The sequence below is a fragment of the Kitasatospora sp. NPDC101235 genome, assembly GCF_044767505.1.
Lineage (GTDB): Bacteria > Actinomycetota > Actinomycetes > Streptomycetales > Streptomycetaceae > Kitasatospora.
This window is the reverse complement of the sequence record NZ_JBIWNZ010000022.1, coordinates 17,414-39,444: the sequence shown is the minus strand read 5'-3', so window position 1 is coordinate 39,444 and position 22,031 is coordinate 17,414. Positions and strand designations below refer to the sequence as shown.

At 73.4% G+C, this 22,031-nt stretch carries 23 protein-coding genes; 6 read left to right on the top strand and 17 right to left on the bottom strand.

From position 1 onward, the window contains the following. The first annotated feature begins 141 nt into the window (after positions 1-141). Entirely contained in the window at positions 142-354 is a 213-nt protein-coding gene (locus ACIRRH_RS30160; protein ID WP_403073683.1) for a hypothetical protein, read from the top strand. Here the strand turns inward: ACIRRH_RS30160 and ACIRRH_RS30155 are convergent. Beyond that, the gene (locus tag ACIRRH_RS30155; RefSeq protein WP_403073681.1) at positions 351-1,217 is read right to left on the bottom strand and encodes a MurR/RpiR family transcriptional regulator; all 867 of its coding nucleotides are present in this window, start codon (positions 1,215-1,217) and stop codon (positions 351-353) included. The two genes, ACIRRH_RS30160 and ACIRRH_RS30155, sit on opposite strands and share 4 nt — an antisense overlap. 71 nt (positions 1,218-1,288) lie before the next feature. On the opposite strand from ACIRRH_RS30155, the gene ACIRRH_RS30150 reads away from it, so the two are divergent. Continuing rightward, entirely contained in the window at positions 1,289-2,146 is an 858-nt protein-coding gene (locus tag ACIRRH_RS30150) for an EamA family transporter (RefSeq protein ID WP_403073679.1), read from the top strand. 35 nt (positions 2,147-2,181) lie between these two features. Here ACIRRH_RS30150 and ACIRRH_RS30145 read toward each other — a convergent pair whose 3' ends face one another. The 10 genes from ACIRRH_RS30145 to ACIRRH_RS30100 form a co-directional block, all read right to left on the bottom strand. Next, a complete protein-coding gene (locus ACIRRH_RS30145) occupies positions 2,182-2,934 on the bottom strand; it encodes a GNAT family N-acetyltransferase (protein WP_403073677.1) in 753 nt (250 codons plus the stop codon). Positions 2,935-3,075: 141 nt separating this feature from the next. Further along, positions 3,076-4,170 (bottom strand): WD40/YVTN/BNR-like repeat-containing protein, encoded by a 1,095-nt coding sequence (locus ACIRRH_RS30140; protein WP_403073675.1) that lies wholly within the window; start codon positions 4,168-4,170, stop codon positions 3,076-3,078. A 175-nt stretch (positions 4,171-4,345) separates the two neighbouring features. Then, entirely contained in the window at positions 4,346-5,806 is a 1,461-nt protein-coding gene (locus ACIRRH_RS30135) for a dihydrolipoyl dehydrogenase family protein (protein ID WP_403073673.1), read from the bottom strand. After that, complete coding sequence (locus ACIRRH_RS30130) at positions 5,803-6,153, bottom strand: hypothetical protein (protein ID WP_403073671.1); 351 nt, start codon at positions 6,151-6,153, stop codon at positions 5,803-5,805. The genes ACIRRH_RS30135 and ACIRRH_RS30130 overlap by 4 nt, the downstream gene beginning before the upstream one ends. 152 nt (positions 6,154-6,305) lie before the next feature. Further along, the gene (locus ACIRRH_RS30125; RefSeq protein WP_403073669.1) at positions 6,306-7,040 is read right to left on the bottom strand and encodes an alpha/beta hydrolase; all 735 of its coding nucleotides are present in this window, start codon (positions 7,038-7,040) and stop codon (positions 6,306-6,308) included. Positions 7,041-7,504: 464 nt separating this feature from the next. Then, positions 7,505-7,894 carry a thioredoxin family protein gene (locus ACIRRH_RS30120; protein WP_403073667.1) on the bottom strand — a complete coding sequence of 130 codons (390 nt, stop codon included), beginning with the start codon at positions 7,892-7,894 and terminating at the stop codon, positions 7,505-7,507. A gap of 265 nt (positions 7,895-8,159) precedes the next feature. Continuing rightward, positions 8,160-8,888, bottom strand: a complete 729-nt coding sequence (locus ACIRRH_RS30115; RefSeq protein ID WP_403073665.1) for a hypothetical protein — start codon at positions 8,886-8,888, stop codon at positions 8,160-8,162. Then, positions 8,885-9,538: a hypothetical protein gene (locus ACIRRH_RS30110; protein ID WP_403073663.1), complete on the bottom strand. Its 654-nt coding sequence runs from the start codon at positions 9,536-9,538 to the stop codon at positions 8,885-8,887. The genes ACIRRH_RS30115 and ACIRRH_RS30110 overlap by 4 nt, the downstream gene beginning before the upstream one ends. Positions 9,539-9,580: 42 nt before the next feature. Next, entirely contained in the window at positions 9,581-10,201 is a 621-nt protein-coding gene (locus ACIRRH_RS30105) for a DUF1990 family protein (protein WP_403073661.1), read from the bottom strand. Next, the gene (locus tag ACIRRH_RS30100) at positions 10,198-11,073 is read right to left on the bottom strand and encodes a YndJ family protein (RefSeq protein WP_403073894.1); all 876 of its coding nucleotides are present in this window, start codon (positions 11,071-11,073) and stop codon (positions 10,198-10,200) included. Before ACIRRH_RS30100 ends, ACIRRH_RS30105 begins: the two co-directional genes overlap by 4 nt. Before the next feature lie 166 nt (positions 11,074-11,239). On the opposite strand from ACIRRH_RS30100, the gene ACIRRH_RS30095 reads away from it, so the two are divergent. After that, positions 11,240-11,509, top strand: coding sequence for a DUF1876 domain-containing protein (locus ACIRRH_RS30095; RefSeq protein WP_224280512.1), 270 nt, complete (start codon positions 11,240-11,242; stop codon positions 11,507-11,509). Positions 11,510-11,623: 114 nt separating this feature from the next. Here ACIRRH_RS30095 and ACIRRH_RS30090 read toward each other — a convergent pair whose 3' ends face one another. From ACIRRH_RS30090 to ACIRRH_RS30075, 4 genes are all read right to left on the bottom strand, one after another. Further along, positions 11,624-12,064, bottom strand: a complete 441-nt coding sequence (locus ACIRRH_RS30090) for a PPOX class F420-dependent oxidoreductase (RefSeq protein ID WP_403073659.1) — start codon at positions 12,062-12,064, stop codon at positions 11,624-11,626. Between the two features lie 31 nt (positions 12,065-12,095). Next, on the bottom strand, positions 12,096-13,706 hold the full coding sequence (locus ACIRRH_RS30085) for a cytochrome bc complex cytochrome b subunit (protein ID WP_403073657.1): 1,611 nt from the start codon (positions 13,704-13,706) through the stop codon (positions 12,096-12,098). Positions 13,707-13,930: 224 nt separating this feature from the next. Next, a complete protein-coding gene (locus ACIRRH_RS30080; protein WP_403073655.1) occupies positions 13,931-15,457 on the bottom strand; it encodes an MFS transporter in 1,527 nt (508 codons plus the stop codon). Positions 15,458-15,603: 146 nt separating this feature from the next. After that, positions 15,604-16,281: a TetR/AcrR family transcriptional regulator gene (locus ACIRRH_RS30075; protein WP_403073653.1), complete on the bottom strand. Its 678-nt coding sequence runs from the start codon at positions 16,279-16,281 to the stop codon at positions 15,604-15,606. Positions 16,282-16,667: 386 nt separating this feature from the next. Between ACIRRH_RS30075 and ACIRRH_RS30070 the strand changes: the two genes are divergently transcribed. After that, positions 16,668-17,456 (top strand): VOC family protein, encoded by a 789-nt coding sequence (locus ACIRRH_RS30070; protein WP_403073651.1) that lies wholly within the window; start codon positions 16,668-16,670, stop codon positions 17,454-17,456. 16 nt (positions 17,457-17,472) lie between these two features. Here ACIRRH_RS30070 and ACIRRH_RS30065 read toward each other — a convergent pair whose 3' ends face one another. Together ACIRRH_RS30065 and ACIRRH_RS30060 are read right to left on the bottom strand one after the other, a co-directional pair. Further along, entirely contained in the window at positions 17,473-17,928 is a 456-nt protein-coding gene (locus ACIRRH_RS30065) for a hemerythrin domain-containing protein (protein WP_403073650.1), read from the bottom strand. Positions 17,929-17,997: 69 nt separating this feature from the next. Further along, the gene (locus ACIRRH_RS30060) at positions 17,998-18,594 is read right to left on the bottom strand and encodes a TIGR03086 family metal-binding protein (protein WP_403073648.1); all 597 of its coding nucleotides are present in this window, start codon (positions 18,592-18,594) and stop codon (positions 17,998-18,000) included. Between the two features lie 212 nt (positions 18,595-18,806). Between ACIRRH_RS30060 and ACIRRH_RS30055 the strand changes: the two genes are divergently transcribed. Together ACIRRH_RS30055 and ACIRRH_RS30050 are read left to right on the top strand one after the other, a co-directional pair. Beyond that, positions 18,807-19,376 (top strand): DoxX family protein, encoded by a 570-nt coding sequence (locus tag ACIRRH_RS30055; RefSeq protein ID WP_403073646.1) that lies wholly within the window; start codon positions 18,807-18,809, stop codon positions 19,374-19,376. Positions 19,377-19,694: 318 nt separating this feature from the next. Beyond that, entirely contained in the window at positions 19,695-21,968 is a 2,274-nt protein-coding gene (locus ACIRRH_RS30050) for a collagenase (protein WP_403073644.1), read from the top strand. Positions 21,969-22,031 lie beyond the last annotated feature (63 nt).

The window sequence follows — 22,031 nt, the reverse complement described above, 5'->3', positions numbered from 1 at the left end:
ACACAGCCCCTGCGACCAGGGTGTTTGCCGAGCCTCCGGCCGCCCGGTCGGCCTCCTGCGGTTGCGTCCCGGCCGTGGCCGCCCGGAGGGTGGCGGGACGGGCGGCATCCGGAGCCGCCCGCCGACCGTGGGAGTGGGCCGATGAGCGCGCCGCCGCACCGGCGGGCCGCCCGGAGCGCGCGCCCGGCGGCCCGGCCGCGGGTCCGCATCCACGCCCGGGTGCGGGCCACGCGGGTGGCGCCGCCGGTGCCCAGGGTCGCGCCCTGGCGCCCGTACGCGGTACTGGTGGCGATCCTGCTGTTCTGCGCGGCCGGGCTGCTGCTCTACCTCGACGAGCGCTCCAGTCGCGGTTAGTACGCGTAGTCCGCGGTGACGTCCGCCGACAGGCCGAGGGCGCGTTCGGCGCGGGGGCCGCGCAGGGCCAGCAGCGTCTGGGCGAGCGCGTCCACGGCGGCCAGGTGGGCGAGCCGGCTGGCGGTGGTCTCCAGGCCGAAGACCAGGTCCTGGCCGCCCGCGACCAGGGTCAGGGTGGCCGTTTCGGTCAGCGGGGAGCGGGCGTAGCTGGTGAGTGCCAGCACCTCGGCCCCGGCCTCGCGGGCCAGGCGGGCGGCGTCCACCACGCTGCGGGTGGCGCCGGTGTGGCTGACGGCCAGGCAGGCCGTGCCGGGCCCGAGTCCGGCGGCGGCCAGCTGGGCGGTGATCGGGTCGGCCGGGGCGTCCACCAGCAGGCCGAGCGCGCGCAGCCGGTACCCGAGGTCGAGCACCACCGCGCCGGACAGTCCGGCGCCGAGTAGCACCACCCGGCTCGCGCCGTCCAGCAGTCCGGCGGCCGCCCGCAGGTCGGCCGCGGAGAGGGTGGCGGTGAGGCCGTCCAGGGCGGCCCGGGCGGCGCGCAGGGTCTCGGCGAGCGCCCGGGCCGCCGGGTCGCCCTCGTCCGCGGGTACGGGCGCGGCGGCGGGGGCCTGTCGGGCGGCGGCGATCTTCAGTTCCTGGTAGCCGCGGAAGCCCAGCCGCTGGCAGGCCCGGACCACCGAGGAGGGGGCCGTGCCGGCCAGCGTCGCGACGTCGCTGACGCTCAGGTGCACCAGGTCGGCGCCCCGGTCGAGCACCACCCGGGCGACGCGGGCCTCGGTGCCGCGCAGTTCGCCGAGCTGGGCCCGGATCCGTGCCGCCAGCCGGGATTCCAGGGGCGTGAAAAATTCGGAACGCTCTTCCATGGATCTACGGTAGCGTGGAATCCGGTTCCGGGCCCGTCGGTTCCGGTGGGCCGTTCGAGGGGAGGTTCGTGATGTTCGGAGGCGTCCCGGCCGTGCCGGTGGCCGTGCTCACGGCGGCCGTGCTGCACGCCGTCTGGAACGGGCTGGCGCACCGGATCCCGGACAAGCTGGTCGGCTTCACGCTGATCAACCTGACGTACACGGCGTGCGCGCTCGTCCTGGTGGCACTCAACCCGCTGCCGGCGGCCGCCGCCTGGCCGTACCTGCTGGCCTCGGTCGCCGTCGAGGTGACGTCGACGCTCCTGCTGCTGCGGGCCTACCAGCTGGGCGACTTCGGCCAGATGTACCCGATCGCCCGGGGTACCGCGCCGCTGCTGGTGGCGCTGATATCGGCCGCCCTGCTCGGTCAGCACTTGGGCGCGGGCGAGCTGCTGGGCGTGCTGGTGATCTCCTGCGGTCTGATCGGGCTGGCCTTCGCCCGGGGGATACCCGGGCGGGCGCAGCTGCCCGCCCTCGGGGCCGCGGCCGGAACGGGCGTGATGATCGCGGTGTACACGGTGCTGGACGGCAGCGGCGTGCGGCACGCGGGGACGGTCGGCGGCTACGTGGCCTGGCTCTTCCTGCTCCAGGGGCCACTGCTGGCGCTGATCGTCCGGGTCCGGCGCGGTCCCGGGCTGCTCGCCGGGGCGGGCCGGGCGGTGCCGCTGGGCATCGCCGGCGGGGTGCTCTCGCTGACGGCGTACGGGCTGGTGGTGTGGGCGCAGGCCCGGGGCAACCTGGCGACGATCGCGGCGCTGCGCGAGACCAGCATCGTCATCGCCGCGCTGATCGCCACCGTGGTGTTCCGCGAGCGCCTCGGCCGGCTGCGGCTGACCGCCGCGCTCACCGTGCTGGGCGGGATTGCCGTCCTGGAACTCGCCCGGCCCTGAACCGCCGGGGCACGGGCGAGATCCGGCGTCCGTTCCTAGCCGGCGTCGGGTACGACGACCGTCAGCGAGGTCTCCTGGAGCACGAAGCCCAGCGACTCGTAGACCCGGCGGGCCGGGTTGCCCTCGGACACCACCAGGGTCACGTCGGCGAGCCCGCGCGCGGCGGCGTCCCCGATCGCCCTGCGCAGCAGGTCCGCGCCGAGGCCGCGGTAGCCGCGCTCCGGGTGGCGGAAGACGTCGGCGACCCAGGGCCGGCCGTCGCGGTCGGTGAGGATCAGCCCGGCGACCACGCGGTCCTCCGTGTCCACCGCGAGCAGGCTGGACGGCAGCACCGGGCCGATGCTCTTCCCTTCGAGCAGCAGTCCGAGACGCTCGGCCAGCACCTGGGCCTTCTCGCCCGGGTAGTGGTCGATGTGGCCGGGAGGGAAGGCCGCCCGCCAGGCCTCGTACAGCTCCTCGGGCGCGCGGTCGCAGGGCACCGCCCGCAGGCCATCGCGCAGCGGCGTCCCGGCCCAGTCGGCGGGCGGGGGATCGGCGCGCAGGTCGCGGCGGAAGGTGTGGGCGTGCCGCAGTACCCGCGCGCCGCGCGCCACCAGCTCCTGCCCGAGCCCGGGAGAACTGGAGACCACCCAGCCGGGCAGCTCGGCCCGGATGAACCCGGCGGCGTCCACCGACTCGTCCAGGACCTCCAGCAGGTCGGCCCAGGGCCGCCCCTCCCGCTCGTCCAGCAGGTAGCGCAGTACCGGCTCGCCGTCGCTACCCCGCCTGACCACCCAGTCCTCGGCCATGGCCCACCCCACAATCGTGCGATCGTTCGTCGGCGGCCCATGCTCACCGAGGCCCTGCCGTTCGGCAACCGGTTATTTCAGGCCACCGCCGCCTCAGGCCACCGCCGCCTCAGACCACCGCCGCCTCAGACCACCGCCGCCTCAGGCCACCACCGCCGCCCGGACGCAGAGCACGTCCGGCAGGTGGGAGAGCAGCAGTGACCAGCTCTCGCCCTCGTCCCTGCTGCCGTACACGTCGCCGGTCCGGTTGCCGAAGTAGATCCCGGCCGGGTCGGCGTCGTCGGTGCGCAGGGCATCGCGCAGCACGATGCCGTAGTGGTCCTCGCCGGGCAGGCCCTCGGCGAGCTGCTGCCAGCTGGTACCGCCGTCGGTGGTGCGGAAGACCCGGCAGCGGCGGCCGGGCGGGATGCGGTCGTCCGAGCCGCCGAGCGGGAAGAGGTAGGCGGTGTCGGCCCGGCGCGGATGGGCGGCCACGGCGAAGCCGAACTCGGCGGGCAGCCCGTCCACGATCGAGCGCCAGCTGCCTCCCCAGTCGTCGCTGCGGTAGACGCCGCCGTGGTTCTGGAGGTAGAGCCGGTCCGGGTGCACCGGGTCCGGAGCGATCTTGTGCACGCACTGGCCGAACTCGGGGTACTGGCTCTCCTGCGGGAAGAACTCGGCGCGCAGGCCGGTGTTGGAGGGCTCCCAGCTGTCGCCGCCGTCCTTGCTGCGGTAGACGCCGCCGCTGGAGACGGCGACCAGTAGCCGCTGCGGGTCGCGCGGGTCGGTCAGGATGGTGTGCAGGCCCTGGCCGCCGTAGCCGGCGCCCCACTGCGGCCGCTGCGGGTGGTTCCAGAGCGGCTCGACCAGGGCGAAGGTCTCGCCGCCGTCGCTGGAGCGGAACAGCGCGGCCGGCTCGGTGCCCGCGTAGACGACGCCGGGGGCCTCCGCTCCGGCGGGCTGGAGCTGCCAGACCCGGGTGAGCGAGGCGCCGGTGGACTCGGGGAAGCGGATGGCCGGCTGGGTCGGCTCGAACCAGCTGGCACCGAGGTCGTCGGAGCGCCAGACCGAGGGCCCCCAGTGGCTGCTGTCGGCCCCGGCCAGCACTCTGGTCCGGCCGTCACGGCGGTCGATGGAGATGGAGTAGATCGCGTTCATCGGGAAGTGCGGCCCGCTGAACTTCCACGTCAGCCGGTCGCGGCTGCGGCCGAGAAAGAGGCCCTTCTCGGTTCCGACGGCCAACAGCACCTCGGTCATGCCTCACACCACCTGGTCACGAACTCGGCCCCCCGGGACGGCCCCCGACTGCCAGTGTCCCGCCGTCCACCGGTGGTCACACCTCGCCGCGCCGGTCACCCGGGAGGCCGTCGTCCGTTCGAACGTCCGTCCGTTCGAGCGCCCGTCCGGCCGGAAGGCCGCCCGTCCGGGGGCGCTACCCCCGGCAGTCCTCCAGCAGCCGCAGCCAGACCTCGCTGATCGTCGGGTACGAGGGCACCGCGTGCCAGAGCCGGTCGATCGGCACCTCGCCGACCACCGCGACGGTCGCCGAGTGCAGCAGCTCGGCCACCCCGGGCCCGACCAGGCAGGCGCCGACGATCACCTCCCGGTCCAGGTCGAAGACCACCCGGGCCCGGCCGCGGTAGTCGTCGCCGTAGAGCGAGGCCCCGGCGACGGAGCCGATCTCGTGGTCGACGGCCTTCACCCGCAGCCCGGCCGCCTCGGCGGCGGCCCGGGTCAGACCGACGGCGGCGACCTCGGGCTGGGTGAAGACCACCTGGGGCGCGCCCGCGAGGTCGGCGGACGCGGCGTGCGTGCCCCAGCGCGAGGTGTCCAGCGGGCGCCCCTGGGCGCGGGCGGCGATCGCCGCGCCGGTGATCCGGGCCTGGTACTTGCCCTGGTGGGTGAGCAGCGCCCGGTGGTTGACGTCCCCGGCGGCGTAGAGCCACTCGCCGTCCACGCCGAGCACCGTGCAGCTGTCGTCCACCTCCAGCCAGCCGCCCGGCTTCAGGCCGACCTGCTCCAGCCCGATGTCGGCGGTGCGCGGGGCCCGGCCGGTCGCGTACAGCACCTCGTCGGCGGTCAGCGTCCCGCCGTCGCCCTGGTCGTCCCGGGTGGCGAGCGTCAGGGTCACCGGCCCGGAGCCGTCCGCCCGCTCCAGCGTGGTGACCTCGGTGCCGAAGCGGAGGTCCACCCCGGCCGCCCGCAGGCCGTCCGCCACCAGCTCGCCCGCGAACGGCTCCATCCGTGGCAGCAGCCCGTCACCGCGCACCAGCAGCACCACCTCGGAGCCGAGCGCCCGCCAGGCGGCGGCCATCTCCACCCCGACCACCCCGCCGCCGATCACCGCCAGCCGCCCGGGGACGGTCTGCGAGCCGGTCGCCTCCCGGTTGGTCCACGGGTGGATCTCGGCGAGCCCCGGCACGTGCGCGGGCAGCAGCGGGCGGCTGCCGGTGCACACCGCGACAGCGTGCCGGGCGGTGAGCACCCGCTCGCTGCCGTCCTCGGCCTCCACCGTCACCGTCCGCTCCCCGGCCAGCCGGCCGTGGCCGCGGACCAGCTCGATGCCGGTGTCCCGCAGCCACCGGACCTGGCCGTCGTCCTGCCAGTCGGAGGTGAAGGAGTTCCGCCGGGCCAGCACCGCGGCCGGGTCCAGCCGCCGGTCGCCGACCGCCTCGCGGGAGCCGGCCACCGCGCGGGCGTCGTCCAGCGCGGCCATCGGGCGCAGCAGCGCCTTGCTGGGCATGCAGGCCCAGTAGGAGCACTCGCCGCCGACCAGCTCGGCCTCCACGATCACGGTGCGCAGCCCGGCGGCGACCGTCCGGTCGGCAACGTTCTCGCCGGTCGGGCCGGCCCCCAGGACGATGACGTCGTACTCCTCGGCGGTGCTGGTCATGCCCGGTCCTCCGTCGTCTCGATGGCCACCCCGGCCCGCTGGGCGAGGGTGGCGGGTGTGCGTGTGCGCTCGCGGATGTCGAGCGGCCGGGCGCGCCGGCTCCCGTCCGGGCCGCCGGTGAGGGCGAGCCTCCGGGAGAGCGGGCCGCGGCCGCCTTCGGTTCCGTACCCGAGCCTGACCCGGACCGCCTCCGGCGGCCACTTCTCGCGCCCGTCACGCGTCCGCAGGGTGACCAGGGCGCAGGTGCCGGATGCGGCGTGCAGCGGGGCGAGTGGCCTCGGACCGCGGTCCGGCCGGAACTCCGGCACGGTGTCCGGCGGTTCGGTACGGCTGGGCTGCTCGCGCACGGATGCTCGCTCTTCGCTCGGGTACGGCGTGGGCCCCATCCTGCCGGTCCGGGCGCGGTTGCGCGACGGACGGACACACGGAGGGCGCCGTCGGACGAACCGAGGACACGGACAGGACAGAACGGGGCCCGGCGGTGGACGGACCGGCGGGCTCAGAGCGCGGCGAGCTCCGCCAGCACCGCCGCCGTGTCGGCCGGGCGGGAGAACATCGGCCAGTGCCCGGTGGGCAGTTCACGCATCTCCCAGTTCGGCCCGGACAACCCGGCGAAGTACGGGTGTCCGGAGGCGATCAGCTCGCGCAGCTGGGAGAGCGGGAAGGAACAGGAGACCAGCGCCTGCGGCAGCGCGGCCCCGGCACCGGTCAGCCGCAGCCGGTCCCGGAACGCCCCGGCCGGGTGCGAGGTGGCGCGGGAACGGATGCGGGCGAGGGTGGCCTCGTCCAGCCCCGCCGTGCTCACGCCGTGCTCGGACTGGAACTCCCAGGACGGCATCGGGAGGCGGCCGTCGACCACTGAGGTGTCGGCCATCCGCCGGAAGTCGGGCTGCCACAGGTCGTACACCGACGCGCCGTCGACCAGCGGGCGGCTGTCCAGGTAGACCACCCGGCGGATCCGCTCGGGCAGCCGGTCCGCGAGCCCGCCCACCGGGGCGCAGGCGCCGCTGTGGGCGACCAGGACGACGTCCGACAGGTCCTCCCGGACCAGCAGTCCGGCCAGGTCGGCGATCTGCTCCTCCAGTCCGAACTCGCCCGTCTCGGAGGCGCGTTCGGCCATCCCGGGCAGGCTGACGGCGTACACCCGGTGCCCGGCCGCGCGCAGCGGCGCGGCCACCTCGTCCCAGGCCCAGGCACCGAGCCAGAACCCGGGGACCAGTACGAACGTGCTCATGGTGGATCTCTCCTTCGTCGACGGGGATGCCCGGAGGAGGCCTCGACGGGCCCGCGGGAGGGCTTCGCCGCGATGGGGCCTTCTCCACCGCCGACCCTAGGTTCGGATCCGGACGGACGTCGCCCGAATTTTCTCCGCCTCGCCGCCTGCTGGCCGGCCGCAGCTTCGGCCTGTCGGTGGGGGAGGGGGCCACCGAGACCGCCCTCGCCAAGATCCGGCGGGTGCTGCCGCCGCTACTGCGCGAACGCGTCCGCGCCGTCGAGCAGACACTCGGCCTTACCGCCGTCCCCGGCCCGGCCGCCGGGCTGTTCACCCTGGCGGAGGCGGCTCGCCGCCGGCGCCGGGTGCGGGCCGCCTACCGGGACCGAGAGTCGCCGCCTCGGGCGCCGAGCCGGCGTGAGGGCCGGGGCCCGGTACGGCGAAGGGCCGGGGAGACGGCGCTCCCCGGCCCTCGGGCGTCCGGGTCAGGCCTGGCCGCCGGCCGCCTGGTCCTCGGCGACCTTGCGCTTCACCTCGGCCATGTCCAGGTTGCGGGCCTGGCCGATCAGGTCCTCGAACGTCGCCTCCGGCAGCGCTCCGGGCTGCGAGAAGATGAGCACGCCCTCGCGGATGATCGCCAGCGTCGGGATCGACTGGATGTCGAACGCGGCGGCCAGCTCCTGCTGCGCCTCGGTGTCCACCTTGGCGAAGACCAGGTCAGAGTGGCGCTCGGCGGCCTTCTCGTACACCGGGGCGAACTGGCGGCACGGCCCGCACCACCCGGCCCAGAAGTCGATGAAGACGAAGTCCTTGCCTTCCGGGCCCGGGACGATGTCGTCGAAGTTCTCCTTGGTCAGCTCGACCGTGCTGCTCATCTCGCGGTTCCTTCCCGTCCGGCGGTGGTGCTTCCGACCATGTGCCCGCCACAACGGTCCTGGTCGACGGGGTATTCCGGCGGTCCCGGGCGCCGGGGTCGAGCAGCCGGCGGCCACCGCCCGTACGGAAGGGTGCCCGGTTCGTCCCTCTCGCGGGGGGCGCCCCGTGCGCAACACACTCCGCACCCGCCGGGCCGTCGCGCCGACCGTGTCCGGCATCGCGGCGGCCGCCCCGATCGCCGGCTACGGTTCGTCCGGCGGGGCGCTACCGGCCGCGGTCCCAGTGCATCACGCCTGACTTCCAGCGGACCGTGTACGACTCCAGCCGCTCGATCCGGGCCGCGCCCCGGACACCCGGCCAGTGCGGGCTGGGCCCGCCGGCGTCGGTCATGTGTTCGAGTCGCCAGATCCGGCTCCAGCTGACCCGCAGCCCCGGCTCGAAGCGGTGCCACTGCCCGCAGCCGCAGGGCGTCAGCACCCGCGCGCAGCAGCGGCACAGTCCGGCGTGGCCGTGGGCGGTCGCGACCGTCACCGTCGGGCCCTGCTCCCCGCAGGCCGGACAGCCGGGCAGTTCGGCGCCATCCATCAGCGCGTTCTGCCGCCGGACGTAGTCGGGCAGGCGCAACGGCGGGTGCAGGAAGGGGTCGTAGCGCCAGGCCAGGTCGGGCGAGTCCCAGGACCAGCGCCACCAGGCCGGCTCCGGCGGTTGCCGCTGCCGGGCCCGCTTCTGCGCCCGCCGCTGCGCCGCGTACTCCTCGGCCCGGGCCCGCCACAGCTCGCGCGCCTCGTGCAGCTCGTCCACCGCGCGGACCAGCGCGTCCGGGTCGGCCGGCAGGTGGCGCGGCATCCGGGCGCTGAGGGTCAGGTGATGGTACGTCGCCTGGAAGCCGTAGGGGGAGAAGCGGTTCAGACAGGTGAGCAGCGCGCGGTGCCGGCGGTGCAGCGGGAGCGAGGGGTCGTGCACCAGGGCCCGGTGGGTGTGGAAGCTGGTCATGCCGGCGGCTCCAGGTCCAGTGCCCGGGCGAGCGCGGCGGTGACGGTCTCGGCGTGTTCGGGAACCTGCTGCCCGGCCCAACTCGCCGCCAGGGCGAGGAAGTCGAGCAGGTCCCCCTCGACCCCGGCGAGCAGCCGGCGCAGCTCGTCCACCGGCAGCTCGATCACCGTGTCGTCGCGGTCCTCGCCGTCCTCGCGGTCCCCGGCGTCCTGGGTCAGCCGGACGACCCGGCCGATGCATTCGGCCCGGGCATCGGGGTCGTGGCCGAACCAGGCGGTGCCGGAGCCGTCCGTGACGTCCCGCCATTCGCGCCAGTCCTCCAGGCCGTTGCAGCAGCCCGGTTCGAAGACGGCGCCGGTGGCCGAGTCGCTCAGCACCAGCCCGCCGGGGGCGTACGGGTGCGGCTCGGTGAGCAGCCCGTGCAGGAAGGCACCCAGCGGGTCCGCCGGCCGGGGGCCGCGCTCCTCGGCCTGCTCGGGGTCGGGCTCGACGTCGTTGCAGGCGGCCAACCGCCACACCGCCGTACCCACCTCGGCCGGCGTCAGCCGCCCGCTCAGCGTGAGCTCCAGGTGCGGCGCGTGACTGCTCGTCGGCCAGAGCGCGAAGCCGTCGGGGGCGAAGATCTCCAGGACCGGGCGCATCGACATCATCCGCCGATCATCCAGGACAGCCCACCGTCCCGACCAGCGGTTTTACCCCTGCCGCCAGGCGCCGCCGTGACCCGGCCCGACCGTCCGCCGCCCGACGGTCCGCTGCCCGACCGTCCGCTGCCCGACCGTCCGCCGCCCGACCGTCCGCCGCCCGACCGGTCCCGCCGCGATCCGGGCCAGTACGTGCCCGCAGTGCCGGGCGAAGGCGCGCTGGGCGAGCGGGAGCAGCGGGCCGGCGAGCCGGGCGTACCAGGCGACCGGGCGGCTGAAGGCGGTGACGGAGAACCGGACCGCGCCGTCCGGGGCCAGTTCGACCAGGAAGGTCTCCTCGCCCCGGGCCAGGTGCCCGGCCCTGGTGCCGTAGGTGAAGCCGTACCGGTCCGGGCCGTCGAACGCGGCCAGCACCCGGTTGGGGGCGCCGGCCCGCAGCGGGCCGAGGCCGATGGCGCAGCGTACGGCGACGCCCGGGGCGGCCCGGTCGGCCGTCGAGTCGATCCGGACGCCCGCGAGCCGGTGCATCCGCCAGTCGAGCAGGGCGGCGCCGGCGGCCTCCAGCGAGGGGCGGCCGTGGCCGATGAGGGCGCTGTGCCGCAGGTGGTTGTAGCCGGCGGGCAGTTCGCCGGTGCGGCTGGCGCCCTGCTCGGGGTAGTTGTAGTCGTTCACCGGGCGGTCTCCGGGGTCTTGACCGGGGTGGTGGTGCGGGGGCGGTCGGCGGCGAGCCGGCGCCAGGCGAGCAGGGCGCAGAGCGCGAAGCCGAGCGCGTTGCCGACGCCGTGGGTGGCGGCCATCCAGGCCAGGGTGGGGTGGGGGAGTCCGGCGGCCCGGCCGAGCGCCCACCACAGGGCGAGCAGCATGGTGAGCGCGAGGACGACCGAGGAGGCGGCGAGCAGCCGGGCGGTGACCGGATCGCCACCGCGGGGGCGCAGTTCGCGCCAGGTGACCAGGCCGACCAGCCACATCCCGGTGGTCAGTACGGCGGCCCCGGCGAACTGCCACCAGTCGCCGAGGAAGTACCCGGCCAGCACCAGCAGGGTGCCGGCCGGGACGCTGAGCGCCGCGCAGCGGGCCGCGGCCGAGCCCGGGCGGGCGGCGCGGCAGACCAGTCCGGCGACCAGGGCGGCGGTGAACCCGGCGTAGTGGAAGTGCGGGACGGTGAGCGCCAGGATGTGCGGTTCGAAGCCGAACAGAGGGTACCCGGAGCGTTCGGCGACCAGGGCGACCCCGGCCACCGAGGGCGCGGCGAGCGCGGTGAGCACCGCGACCTCGGCGGGGGCGAGCGAACGGGTGCGGGCCAGCCGCAGCGGCGCGTGCAGGGCGACGGCCAGGGTGCCGAGCGCGTAGAGCACGGCGCAGCCGGCGGCCGGGCCGCCGCGGGGCAGCCAGACCGAGAGCGCGCCGGGTACCGCGGCGAGCGGCCAGAGCCGGCGGACCCGGGCGAGGCCGGGCTCGTCGACCAGGGCGAGGCCGAGCGGGACGACGGCGCCCATGCCGAGCAGGATCAGCAGGTCGACCAGTTCCGTGGTGCCCTTCCCCATCGTGGACACACCCCCTTGAACGCGTTCAAATATCTTTCGCCGCCGACTCTACGCGGCTGAGTTGAACGCGTTCAACTTCCCCTCCGATGTTGCCCGACCCGGCTGGCCTGGTGTTCACGGTGGGTGCGGCGCACTCTGGAGGAGTAACCGATGGAGGTGATCCGCCATGAAGACTCTGGTCGGTTGGCACATCGAGATGGAGTTCCGCGAGGAGGGGCCGCGGACCAGCGCCGCCGCGCTGCTGCGCCTCGGCGACGGGAGCGAACTGCGCGCCCACGGATACAGCAGCCGCCACCCCGCCGACCCGGAACAGCTGCGGGTGGGCGAGGAGATCGCGGGGGCCCGCGCACTCAACGAGCTCGCCTCGCAGCTGCTCACCAAGGCCCACGGCGAGATCCAGGAGGTCAGCCCGGTCCCGACCCACCCGCTGTCGTGACCTCCTGGTGATCGGGCGACGGCCCGGGAGCAGCTCCGGAAGCGGCTCCGGAAACGCCGAGTGCCGGAGCCGCCCGTTCCGGGGCCCCGGCACTCGACAGGGATCGACGTTCCGTCAGTTGGCGCAGTAGGTGGCCGGCGGCTGCCACTCCGGACCGACCAGCCGCTGTTCCAGCTCGTTCGGTGTGATCCGGATGCCGACCGTCCCGGCGAGCCCCACCCGGAACCGGCTGCGGGCCAGCGCGATCAGCGCCGTCAGTCCGTACTTGTTGATCAGCGAGGTGCGGTAGCGCGCGGTGTCGTCGGCGTCGCAGAGCCGCGCCCGCGCCGGGACCTGCCGGCCGGTGGGGCGCCCGTGGGCGTCGCAGGGGCCGATCAGTACCCGGGGGTGGCGGCGGATCCGTTCGGCCTCGCCGGAGTGGGCCGGAGTCCAGACCCCGAGGGCCGTGCCGTCCGGCACCACCCAGAGCTGCGACTCCATCCGGCTGCCGTCCTCGCCGAAGGTGGTGAGCAGGAGGTATCTGCTGTCGGCGAGCCGGTCGGTTCGGTGGTGCACCTGTCCTCCCTGTGCCATCGGGGGGTGCGGGTCAGTGCCCGTGGCCCTCGGTGATCTCGCGGAACTCCTCGGCGGTGGGCTTGGGGATCCGGCCGCTCTCACCGTGGAACCCGCGGGAGAGCCGGGTCCGGGTGCGGGTGAGCACCCCCGCCGGGCGGGCCACTCCATTCTCGTCCACCGGGGCGGGCAGTTCGAGGGGGCGGGGCTGTTCGTGCGCCGTGAGCCGGTGCAGTTCCTGCGGCGAGAGCCGGGCGTGCACCTCGGTGAACTCGCCGTGCGGCAGGCGCTTGATGACGCCGGTCTCGCGCCCGTGCAGCACCTTGTCGCGGTCCCGGCGCTGGAGGCCGAGGCACCAGCGCTTGGTGACGACGAAGACGACCACCGGGACGACGAAGAAGCCGGCCCGGGCGGCGTACGTGATGGCGTTGAGCGACAGGTGCAGGTGGGTGGCGATGAGGTCGTTGCCGCCGGCCACCAGCGCCACCAGGTACACGCTGATCCAGGCGGCGCCGAGCGCGGTGCGGACGGGCGCGTTGCGCGGCCGGTCGAGCAGGTGGTGCTCCCGCTTGTCGTCGGTCACCCAGCCCTCCACGAACGGGTAGACGGCGATGGCGCCCAGGATCAGCGGGAACAGCGTGAACGGGATGAGCACCCCGAGGTTGAGGGTGTGCCCCCACAGCCCGACCTCCCAGCCGGGCATGATCCGGATCAGGCCCTCGGCGAAGCCCATGTACCAGTCGGGCTGGGCGTCGGTGGACACCTGGTCCGGACGGTACGGGCCGTACGCCCAGATCGGGTTGACGGTCGCGACCGCCGCCACCAGCGCGATGATGCCGAAGACCAGGAAGAAGAACCCGCCGGCCTTGGCCATGTAGACCGGCATCAGCGGCATGCCGACGACGTTCTTCTCGGTCTTGCCCGGGCCCGCCCACTGGGTGTGCTTGTGGTAGAAGACCAGGATCAGGTGCGCCACCAGCAGGCCGAGCATGATCCCCGGGATCAGCAGCACGTGGATGGTGAAGAACCGCGGCACGATGTCGTGGCCGGGGAACTCCCCGCCGAACAGGAACATCTGGACGTAGGTGCCGACCAGCGGCACCGCGAGGATCGCGCCCTCGATGAACCGGATGCCGGTGCCCGACAGCAGGTCGTCCGGCAGCGAGTAGCCGAAGAAGCCGTCCAGCATGCCGAGGAAGAGCAGCAGGAAGCCGAACACCCAGTTGATCTCGCGCGGCTTGCGGAAGGCGCCGGTGAAGAACACCCGCATCATGTGGACGAACATGGCCGCGACGAAGACGATCGCCGCCCAGTGGTGGATCTGCCGGATCAGCAGGCCGCCGCGCACCTCGAAGCTGATGTCCACGGTGGAGGCGTAGGCCTCGGACATCGGAACGCCCTTGAGCGGCACGTACGAGCCGGCGTAGACCACCTCACCCATGCTGGGCTTGAAGAACAGCGTCAGCCAGACACCGGTCAGGATGATGATCAGGAAGGTGTAGAGGCAGATCTCGCCCAGCATGAAGGACCAGTGGTCCGGGAAGATCTTCCGCAGGTTCGCCCTGGCCAGGGAGTAGATCCCCAGCCGGCCGTCCGCCCAGTCGGCGGCCCGCTGCCCCCGCCCAGGGCTCTGATTCCGGGTCATGTGCACGCACCTCGGTCCGAAGGAAACGGGGAGGAGTCCCCGATTCGCACTGGCGCCCACCATAATCGGGGAGTCATCCCCACTTCTACCCGGGGGGTCTCTTCCGCACGGGTCCCTTCGGGCCGGAACGGCGAGCGGCCCGGGCCGGAAACGCCGAACGGCCCGTCCGGTGTCGCGGAGGACACCGGACGGGCCGCGTACGCACCCGAGCAACCCCAAGGGCGTCAGTGCACCAGCACCGGCACCTCGTTCTCCTTCGCCGCGCCCGTGTCCGAGCCCGCCGCGGCACTCGGCCGGCCGGCGTTGACGAAGGTGAAGGCGGCCACGGCGGCCGCCACCAGGATCCCGAAGGACACCCAGATCGCGGTCGAGAAGCCGTGCACCATGCCCTGGAACTGGAGCGCCTTGGCGGCCTCCGGCGAGGCGGCCGCCGCGGTGGCGTGCGAGGTCAGCCAGCCGGTGGTCGCGCTGGCCGCGATGGTGTTCAGCAGCGCGGTGCCGATGGCGCCGCCGACCTGCTGCGAGGTGTTGACCATCGCCGAGGCCACGCCCGCGTCGCGCGGCTGGACGCCGTGCGTGGCGAGGCTCATGGCCGGCATGAACGCGGTACCCATGCCGAGGCCCATCAGGACCAGGCCGGGCAGGATCAGCGCCGGGTAGGAGGTGTCCAGGCCGATGTGGGCCAGCAGGAACATGCCGGTCGAGGCGACCAGGAAGCCCGGCGCCATCAGGTAGCGGGCCGGGACCCGGGTCATCAGCCGGGCGCCGATCTGGGTCGAGCCGGTGATCATGCCCGCCACCATCGGCAGGAAGGCCACACCGGTCAGCACCGGGCTGTAGCCGAGCACGATCTGGAGGTAGTAGGTCAGGAAGAGGAACAGACCGAACATGCCGATCACGGCCATGCCCAGCGACAGGTACACCCCGCCGCGGTTGCGGTCGAGCACCACGCGCAGCGGCAGCAGCGGGGCCTTGACCCGGCGCTCCACCACGACGAAGGCGGACAGCAGCACGGCGGCCGCGACGAACAGCCCCACGGTGCTGCCGGACGACCAGCCGTCGGACTCGGCGCGGGTGAAGCCGTAGACCAGCGAGACCAGGCCGGCGGTCACCAGCAGCACGCCGGGGACGTCCAGCCGGTTGCGGTTGCGGCCCTCGGCGGGCTCGCGGATCACCAGCACGGCGCCCGCGGCGGCCACGATGGCGAACGGGATGTTGACGAAGAAGGTCCAGCGCCAGTTCATGTACTCGGTGAGCAGGCCGCCGAGGATCAGACCGATGGCGCCACCGCCACCGGCGATCGCACCGTAGATGCCGAAGGCCTTGGCGCGCTCCCTGGCCTCGGTGAAGGTCACCGCGAGCAGCGACAGCGCGGCCGGCGCGAGCAGCGCGCCGAACACGCCCTGAAGAGCGCGGGCGCCGAGCAGCATCGCGGTGTTGGCCGCGGCGCCACCGAGCGCGGAGGCGAGGGCGAAGCCGGTCAGGCCGACGATGAAGGTCCGCTTGCGGCCCCAGAGGTCCGCGATCCGGCCGCCGAACAGCAGCAGGCCGCCGAAGGCCAGCGCGTAGGCGGTGATCACCCACTGGCGGTTGCCGTCGGAGATGCCCAGGTCGCGCTGTGCGGACGGCAGGGCGATGTTCACGATGGTCGCGTCGAGGACGACCATCAGCTGGGCGAGGCCGATGAATATCAGCGTCTTCCAGCGCCTGGGATCGGGCAGCGTCGCCGGTCGGGCGTCGGTTTGAGGCATGGGGGTACTCGCTTCACGGTGCGTGTGGTGTGCGTGAACGGTCAAGTGCCGTACGGGAACGGTGGGTTGCCGTACGGGGAACGTGCGGTAGAAGGGCGTGCCGCGGCGCGGCAGCGCGTCGCCGGACGGTCGGTACTGGTGGTCGGTCAGTTCTGGGGCTGGAAGTCCTCGAAGGTCGCGGCCCGGCCGGGCAGGGCCGAACGGGCCGGCGCGCGCAGGCCGTCCAGGAAGATCTGCAGGTGCCGGTGGACGAACTCGTCGAGCAGTCGGCAGGAGGTGTTCGGCAGCGGCCGGGTCAGCTGGCTCATCGCGATGAACAGGTCACCGTGGTCGACGTCCGACCGCAGCTCGTCCGCGGCCCGGGCGCGCTCCATCAGCCCGCCCACGGCGGCCTGCAGGCGTTCCCGGATCTCGGTCAACTCCGGGTCGTACGGGTCGACATGGTTGCTGAACAAGGTGCAGAGGCCGCCGACCTTCTCCCCGACGGACGCGTGCGCGAACCGCTGGAGGGCGTCGAACGGGCCGCCGCCGTCAGGAGCGTCCGCCTCTGCCGTCGCCGTCTCGGCGAGCGCCAGGACGCGGTTCTTGACGAGCACCGCCACCTCGCGGATCAGCGCCACCCGGTCCGGGAAGTTCCGGTACAGGGTGGCATTGCCGACCCCCGCCCGCTTCGCGATCTCGTCCAGCGGCGCATCCGCACCGTGCTCGACGAACGCGTCCCGGGCCGCCAGCACGATCCGCTCCCGGTTCCGGCTCGCGTCCGCACGCAGCTTCGGCGTGTGCGCGCTCCCCGCGGGACGGACCGGCTCGGCGGTGGTGGTCACGGCGACTGCTCCTCATCAGGATACGGGGAAATTCTCCCCGGTTCTGCCAACGTACTCGGAAACGGGGAATCCGTCCCCGGAATTTCCCCTCCCGGCGTGACCTGCGCCACATCGGCGAGCCGGTGGCCGGATTCCCCTGCCGTCGGAACCCGGCCCGACGGTGTCCGCCACGAGACCGTCCGGACCCTCCCCTTCGGCAAGGCCGTCCACCTCCCCGACCCCACGGGCACTTCCCTGGACACCGATCAGGAACCGGGTGCGCCGATCCCGGGCATGGCTTCCCCGGGGTGGTGCGGGTGGCGGCCTAGGCTGTGGGCGTACCGGGCGGCCGGTGGGCCGTGGGAGTCGGGAGGGGCCCGGCGGCCGGGTGGGCGAGGAGGTTCGCGATGGGCAGCGGTGAGATGGCCGCCAAGGTGCGCTGTGTGGCGGCCGTGCCGTGCTGGGTGAGCCTGATGGCCCGGGACCTGCGGGATGCCGAGGAGTTCTACGGGCCGCTGCTCGGCTGGGAGTTCGAGCCCGGTCCGGACCGCTTCGGGCCGTACGTGCACGCGGTGACCGGCGGGGAGGCGGTGGCCGGGCTGGGCGTCGCCGGCTTCGGGGCGGTCCCGCTCGCGTGGACCAGCTACTTCGGCACGGAGAGCGCCGACGCCGCCGCCGACGCGGTGCGTGAGCGCGGTGCCACCCTGGCGGTCGGCCCGTTGGCCTTCGACGCCGGGCGGGTGGCCTTCGCGGCGGACCCGGTGGGCGCGGTGTTCGGCATCTGGGAGGGTCCGCCGGGCCGGGCCCGGAAGCTGGACCTGCCCGGGGCGCCGGTCTGGATCGAGCTGCGCACCCCGGACCCGTTCGCGGCGGCGCTGTTCTACGGCGAGGTGTTCCGCTGGGACGGCCGGGACCCGGAGCGCTTCGACGTCCGCTGGGAGCACGACCGGGTGGTGCTGCGCGCCGAGGGCCACAGCGTCGCGGCGCTGGCCAGGGAGCAGGCGGGCGGCCCGGCCGGGATGCCGCCGCACTGGGAGGTGTCCTTCGCCGTCCCGGACACCGACCGGGCGCTGGCCCGGGCCGTGGAGCTGGGCGGCGGGGCGATCGGGCCGGCCTTCGACTCCCCGTACGGGCGGGTGGCACGGCTGCGGGACCGCGAGGGCGCCCGGTTCGCCGTGATCAGCCCGAAGGGCTGAGCAGGCCCGCGGCGTTCTAGGGGGCGTCCAGCTCCGCCCGCTCCGCCCGCAGCCGGTCGCCCAGTGCGGCGCGGGCAGCGGCCGGCAGGGTCTTGCGGGTGGCCGGGAAGAGCTGCTCCTCCTCGCCGCGCAGGTGCCGCCGCAGGGTTTCGGCGAGGCCGTGCAGCAGGGTGTCGAAGGCCGGGTCGGCCGGTCCGAGCCCCTGGAGGTCGGCCAGGTACTGCCCGATCGCCAGATGGTCCTGGATGCTGCGGAACACCAGGGCCCCGCCGTCGGGCACGTCGTGCTGCACCACCGGGAAGAGATGCTCCTCCTCGGCGGCGCAGTGGGTGAACAGCAGGTCGGTCAGCCGGGAGAGCAGCTCGCCGCGCCCGGGGTCGTCGGCCGGTGCGGCCTCGATCCGGTCGAGCAGTTCGATGGCCGCCCGGTGGTCGGCGGTGAACTCGCCGAGGATGTCAGGCCTGCGGCTCATGGCCCGCCCGCCTCTCGCACGGAAGACTTCCCCCGACTTCCAGTATCCGGCACCGGGAGGCGCGTCCGGTCACCCTCCGTCCCGCCGCCCGGTGAGGGCGAGCAGCCGGGTCTGCGGGGCGGCGTCCCCGGGCACCGGCAGCGGCGGGTCGAAGAGCCCGCTGCCGGAGAGGTCCCCGTACCCGGCGAACTCGCCGAGCGCGAACTCGACGAGCCCGGCCGGGAGCCGGGTGCGCCGTCCGATGCCCTCGGCGAGGTCCCAGGAGTGGATCACCAGGTCGGTGGTGAGCTGGTCCAGGTAGTACTGGCCGGAGACGTCCCCGTAGGAGAGGTGGACGGTCAGCTCGGTGGCGCCCGGGACGGCCCAGGCCTCCCGGGCGGCCTCGGCGGCGTCGGCCCAGGCGGTGGCCGGGTCGTCGCCGAGCACGTCGCCGTCGAAGCGTTCGCCGACCTCGCCGATGGTGGCGCCCATCAGCAGTTCGGGCACCCAGAGCTGCTCGCCGGTGAGGTGGTTGACCAGGTCGCGGACGGACCAGTCGCCGCACGGGGTGGGGGAGTCCCACTGGCCGGGGGTGATCAGCCGGACGCGCTCGCCGAAGGCGTCCAGCGCCTCGGGGTACGGGGTGCCGGTCCGCGGCTCCCGTCGGTGCTGCCTGCGTTGAGCCATGCCTCCACCCTCCCCGGCCCGGGCGGGGCCCGCGAGTCGCCGACGGACCGTCAGTTGTTCAAATTCGAACTTCGAGGTACGGTCGGGAGAGCGGCAGGTTCAAATTTGAACAATGGCGCGGGGTGACGACCCCTGCCGGCCGCACCACCACGACCCGTGACCACGTCCGGCCGTGCCGGACGACGACCGAACCCCGATCGATGGAGACGCGCATGCCGAGCAGCAGCCCGAGCACGACCGCCGCCACCAGCACCGTCAGCCCGGCCCGGGACACCTCCGGGCCCGCGACGACCTCCCCGCACGCCTATGACGCCGGACTCCTGCTCCTGCGCCTGGTCCTCGGCCTGACCATGGCCGCGCACGGCAGCCAGAAGCTGTTCGGCTGGTTCGGCGGCGGCGGGATCGACGGCACCGGTCAGTTCTTCACCATGAGCGGCTACCCGGCCGGCCACGCCATGGCCGTGGTGGCGGGCCTCACCGAGACGTTGGGCGGACTCGCCCTCGCCGTCGGCCTGCTGACCCCGCTCGCGGGTGCCGCGATCGCCGGCACGATGGTCAACGCGACAGCCGTCACCTGGGGCGGCGGATTCTTCGCCCCGAAGGGCAGCGAGTACGAGCTGCTGCTGACCGCCGGCGCCGCCGCGCTCGCCCTGACCGGCCCCGGCCGCTACGCCGTGGACCGCTTCCTGCCGGTGCTGCGGGCGCACCGCCTGGCGTACGGCGTGGCCGCCGTCGTGGTCGGGCTGGTGACGGCGGGCGTGATCCTGCTGCTCCGCAAGTAGCCGCTCGGGGGCGGCCGGAGAACACCCGGAATTCCCCGTTCCGTCAGTGGAAAGGGCATGGTGACGACCCGTCGCCATGCCCTTCACGCTTTTGCGAGTGAGTAGACCTTGGGTAAAGGTCTTCACAATGTTGTGTGATGTGTGCAATGGTACATGTCACATCCCCACTGAATCCACGGCGGACCCGCCCCACGCGGTGCTGCTGCGGACGGTCCTCGCTCCACCGCAGGCCGCGCCCCCAACCGCGGCCGTCGACGGCCCGGAGGCCCCCACGTGAATGGCCAACGCCTACTGCGAGTCCCGCAGTTGGCACGACTGTTGACGCTCGTTCTGACCCTCGTCCTGGCGATCGGCGTGTTCGCCCCGCTCGGCCAGGCCGCCCCCGCCGCTCCCACCCCCGGCGACAAGACCCCCGCAGGCACGCCCACCCGACTGGCGCCGCCGTCGGCCATCGGCGAGAATCCGGCCGACAAGACCCTGGCGAAGGCGGACGGAGGCAGGCGTCTCGCCTCAGAGCAGCCACTGCCCGAGCCGCTGTCGCCCCAGGTGCCCGGCCTGCCGCCGAAGCAGCAGCCGCAGGCCAAGGCCCTCGGTCTGGGTGCGGCGGCCGAGAAGCCCTGCAATGTCAGTGACTTCACCAGCCGCACCGGCAGTGACCTGGTCCAGCAGATCAAGTCGTCCGACTACTGGTGCATCGACTCGCTGTTCAAGATCGGCCGCGGCGACGCCGCCAACGCGTTCCGCGAGTCCCAGATGGTCACCGTGGCGTATGCGGCGCGCGATGCCGCGAACAGCTACCGGGGCAACGACAGCGGCTCGATCTCGGAGCTGATGTACTACTTGCAGGCCGGCTACTTCGTCCAGTTCTACAACGAGGACGTCGTGGGCTCCTACGGTGACAGTCTGCGCACCGCCAGCCGTGCCGCACTGGACGCGTTCTACGCCAACCCCCGTTCGCGGGACATCACGCCCGACAACGCGGGCCCGCTGTTCGGGGCGACCACGCTGATCGACAGCACCCAGGACGCCGCCCACTACCTGCCCGTCTTCAAGCGCCTGCTCACCGACTACGACAGCGCCAGCTGGAACAAGGCGGGCATGGCGTGGGCGGTGAACCCGGTGTTCTTCGCGCTCTCCCGCGGCCCCGACCAGGCCGGGTACCGCGCCGCCGTCAACGCCGACCCGGGCGTCATGGACGCCCTGTACGCGTTCGCGAACCGTAACCGCGACCTGCTCGGCACCGGCCTCGGCACGATGGTCTTCAACGCGGCCACCGAGCTGGGCCGGTTCATGCAGTACCCGGAGTTCCTGCCCAAGCTGCGCCCGTCCGTGCGCGACCTGCTTGCGCAGTCCTCGCAGAGCGGCCCCAGCATGTACGAGCGCGGCGCCCTGGCCTGGTCGGTGCTGCATCGCGACAAGGACAACTGCGCGTACTACGGCGCCTGTGACGACCCGGCGAAGTTCAAGGCCGCGAACCTGGCGGTGAACCACACCTGCAGCCCGAGCATCAAGATCATCGCCCAGGCGCTGGACAGCACCCAGCTGGGCACCGCCTGCACCAGCCTGACCAACCAGGACGCGTACTTCCACTCGGTGGCCAAGGACAGCGGCCCGGTCAAGGACGACAACAACAGCACGATCGAAGTGGTGGTCTTCCACACGGACTTCGACTACAAGGTGCTCGCTGCGCTCATCTACGACATCAGGACCGACAACGGCGGCATGTATCTGGAGGGCAACCCGGCCCAGGTCGGGAACCAGCCGCGCTTCCTCTGCTACGAGAACAAGTGGGCCTCGTCCTTCGAGATCTGGAACCTCAACCACGAGTACACCCACTACCTCGACGGCCGGTTCAACGTGTACGGCGACTACGACGCCGGCCAGGTCCTCCCGATCGACTGGTGGGTCGAGGGCTTCGCGGAGTTCGTCTCCTACTCGTACCGCAAGGTCGTCAACGACGGTGCCATCGCGGTGGCCTCGCAGCACACCTACAAGCTGAGCGAACTCTTCGACACCGTGTACGCCACCAGCAGCCAGGACCGGGTCTACCGCTGGGGCTACCTGGCCGTGCGCTACATGCTGGAGCAGCACCGCTCCGACATGGACGCGGTCCTGGCCAAGTACCGCGCGGGTGACTGGACCGGTGCCCGCACCATCCTGAAGACCACCATCGGCACCCGCTACGACGCCGACTTCGACAGCTGGCTGACCAAGTGCGCCGCCGGTGCCTGCGCCGCCGACACCCCGGGCGAGCCGCAGCTGCCGGAGTGCGCGGGCGGTGACATCCGGAAGCTGGACGCCAACTGCGTGCGCAGCAACATCGCGGCGACCACCGGCAACTACGCGCACTTCTACGTCTGGGTGCCGCAGGGCACCAAGCAGCTGAAGGTCTCCACCAAGGGTGGCACCGGCAACGGTGACCTCTACTACAACCCGGGCAGCTGGGCGTACACCAACTCCTACGTCACGCGCTCGGCCGGTCCGGACAACTCGGAGACGCTGACCGTCAGCAACCCGCCGGCGGGCTACGTCTTCTTCAGCCTCTACGCCCAGCAGGGCTTCGGCGGGGTGAGCGTCACGAGCGAATTCTGAGCCGAATCCGGCAGACCAGACAGGTGACCGCCCCGGGCGGAGCGCTACGGCGCCCCGCCCGGG

Coding starts and splice junctions, on each gene's coding strand:
- ACIRRH_RS30120 (WP_403073667.1), bottom strand. CDS start 7,894: ATGAGCAGCACGGTCGAGCTGACCAAGGAGAACTTCGACGACATCGTC.
- ACIRRH_RS30160 (WP_403073683.1), top strand. CDS start 142: ATGAGCGCGCCGCCGCACCGGCGGGCCGCCCGGAGCGCGCGCCCGGCG.
- ACIRRH_RS30110 (WP_403073663.1), bottom strand. CDS start 9,538: ATGATGTCGATGCGCCCGGTCCTGGAGATCTTCGCCCCCGACGGCTTC.
- ACIRRH_RS30150 (WP_403073679.1), top strand. CDS start 1,289: ATGTTCGGAGGCGTCCCGGCCGTGCCGGTGGCCGTGCTCACGGCGGCC.
- ACIRRH_RS30145 (WP_403073677.1), bottom strand. CDS start 2,934: ATGGCCGAGGACTGGGTGGTCAGGCGGGGTAGCGACGGCGAGCCGGTA.
- ACIRRH_RS30155 (WP_403073681.1), bottom strand. CDS start 1,217: ATGGAAGAGCGTTCCGAATTTTTCACGCCCCTGGAATCCCGGCTGGCG.
- ACIRRH_RS30140 (WP_403073675.1), bottom strand. CDS start 4,170: ATGACCGAGGTGCTGTTGGCCGTCGGAACCGAGAAGGGCCTCTTTCTC.
- ACIRRH_RS30100 (WP_403073894.1), bottom strand. CDS start 11,073: ATGGGGAAGGGCACCACGGAACTGGTCGACCTGCTGATCCTGCTCGGC.
- ACIRRH_RS30065 (WP_403073650.1), bottom strand. CDS start 17,928: ATGAGCCGCAGGCCTGACATCCTCGGCGAGTTCACCGCCGACCACCGG.
- ACIRRH_RS30060 (WP_403073648.1), bottom strand. CDS start 18,594: ATGGCTCAACGCAGGCAGCACCGACGGGAGCCGCGGACCGGCACCCCG.
- ACIRRH_RS30095 (WP_224280512.1), top strand. CDS start 11,240: ATGAAGACTCTGGTCGGTTGGCACATCGAGATGGAGTTCCGCGAGGAG.
- ACIRRH_RS30080 (WP_403073655.1), bottom strand. CDS start 15,457: ATGCCTCAAACCGACGCCCGACCGGCGACGCTGCCCGATCCCAGGCGC.
- ACIRRH_RS30055 (WP_403073646.1), top strand. CDS start 18,807: ATGCCGAGCAGCAGCCCGAGCACGACCGCCGCCACCAGCACCGTCAGC.
- ACIRRH_RS30115 (WP_403073665.1), bottom strand. CDS start 8,888: ATGACCAGCTTCCACACCCACCGGGCCCTGGTGCACGACCCCTCGCTC.
- ACIRRH_RS30085 (WP_403073657.1), bottom strand. CDS start 13,706: ATGACCCGGAATCAGAGCCCTGGGCGGGGGCAGCGGGCCGCCGACTGG.
- ACIRRH_RS30135 (WP_403073673.1), bottom strand. CDS start 5,806: ATGACCAGCACCGCCGAGGAGTACGACGTCATCGTCCTGGGGGCCGGC.
- ACIRRH_RS30125 (WP_403073669.1), bottom strand. CDS start 7,040: ATGAGCACGTTCGTACTGGTCCCCGGGTTCTGGCTCGGTGCCTGGGCC.
- ACIRRH_RS30070 (WP_403073651.1), top strand. CDS start 16,668: ATGGGCAGCGGTGAGATGGCCGCCAAGGTGCGCTGTGTGGCGGCCGTG.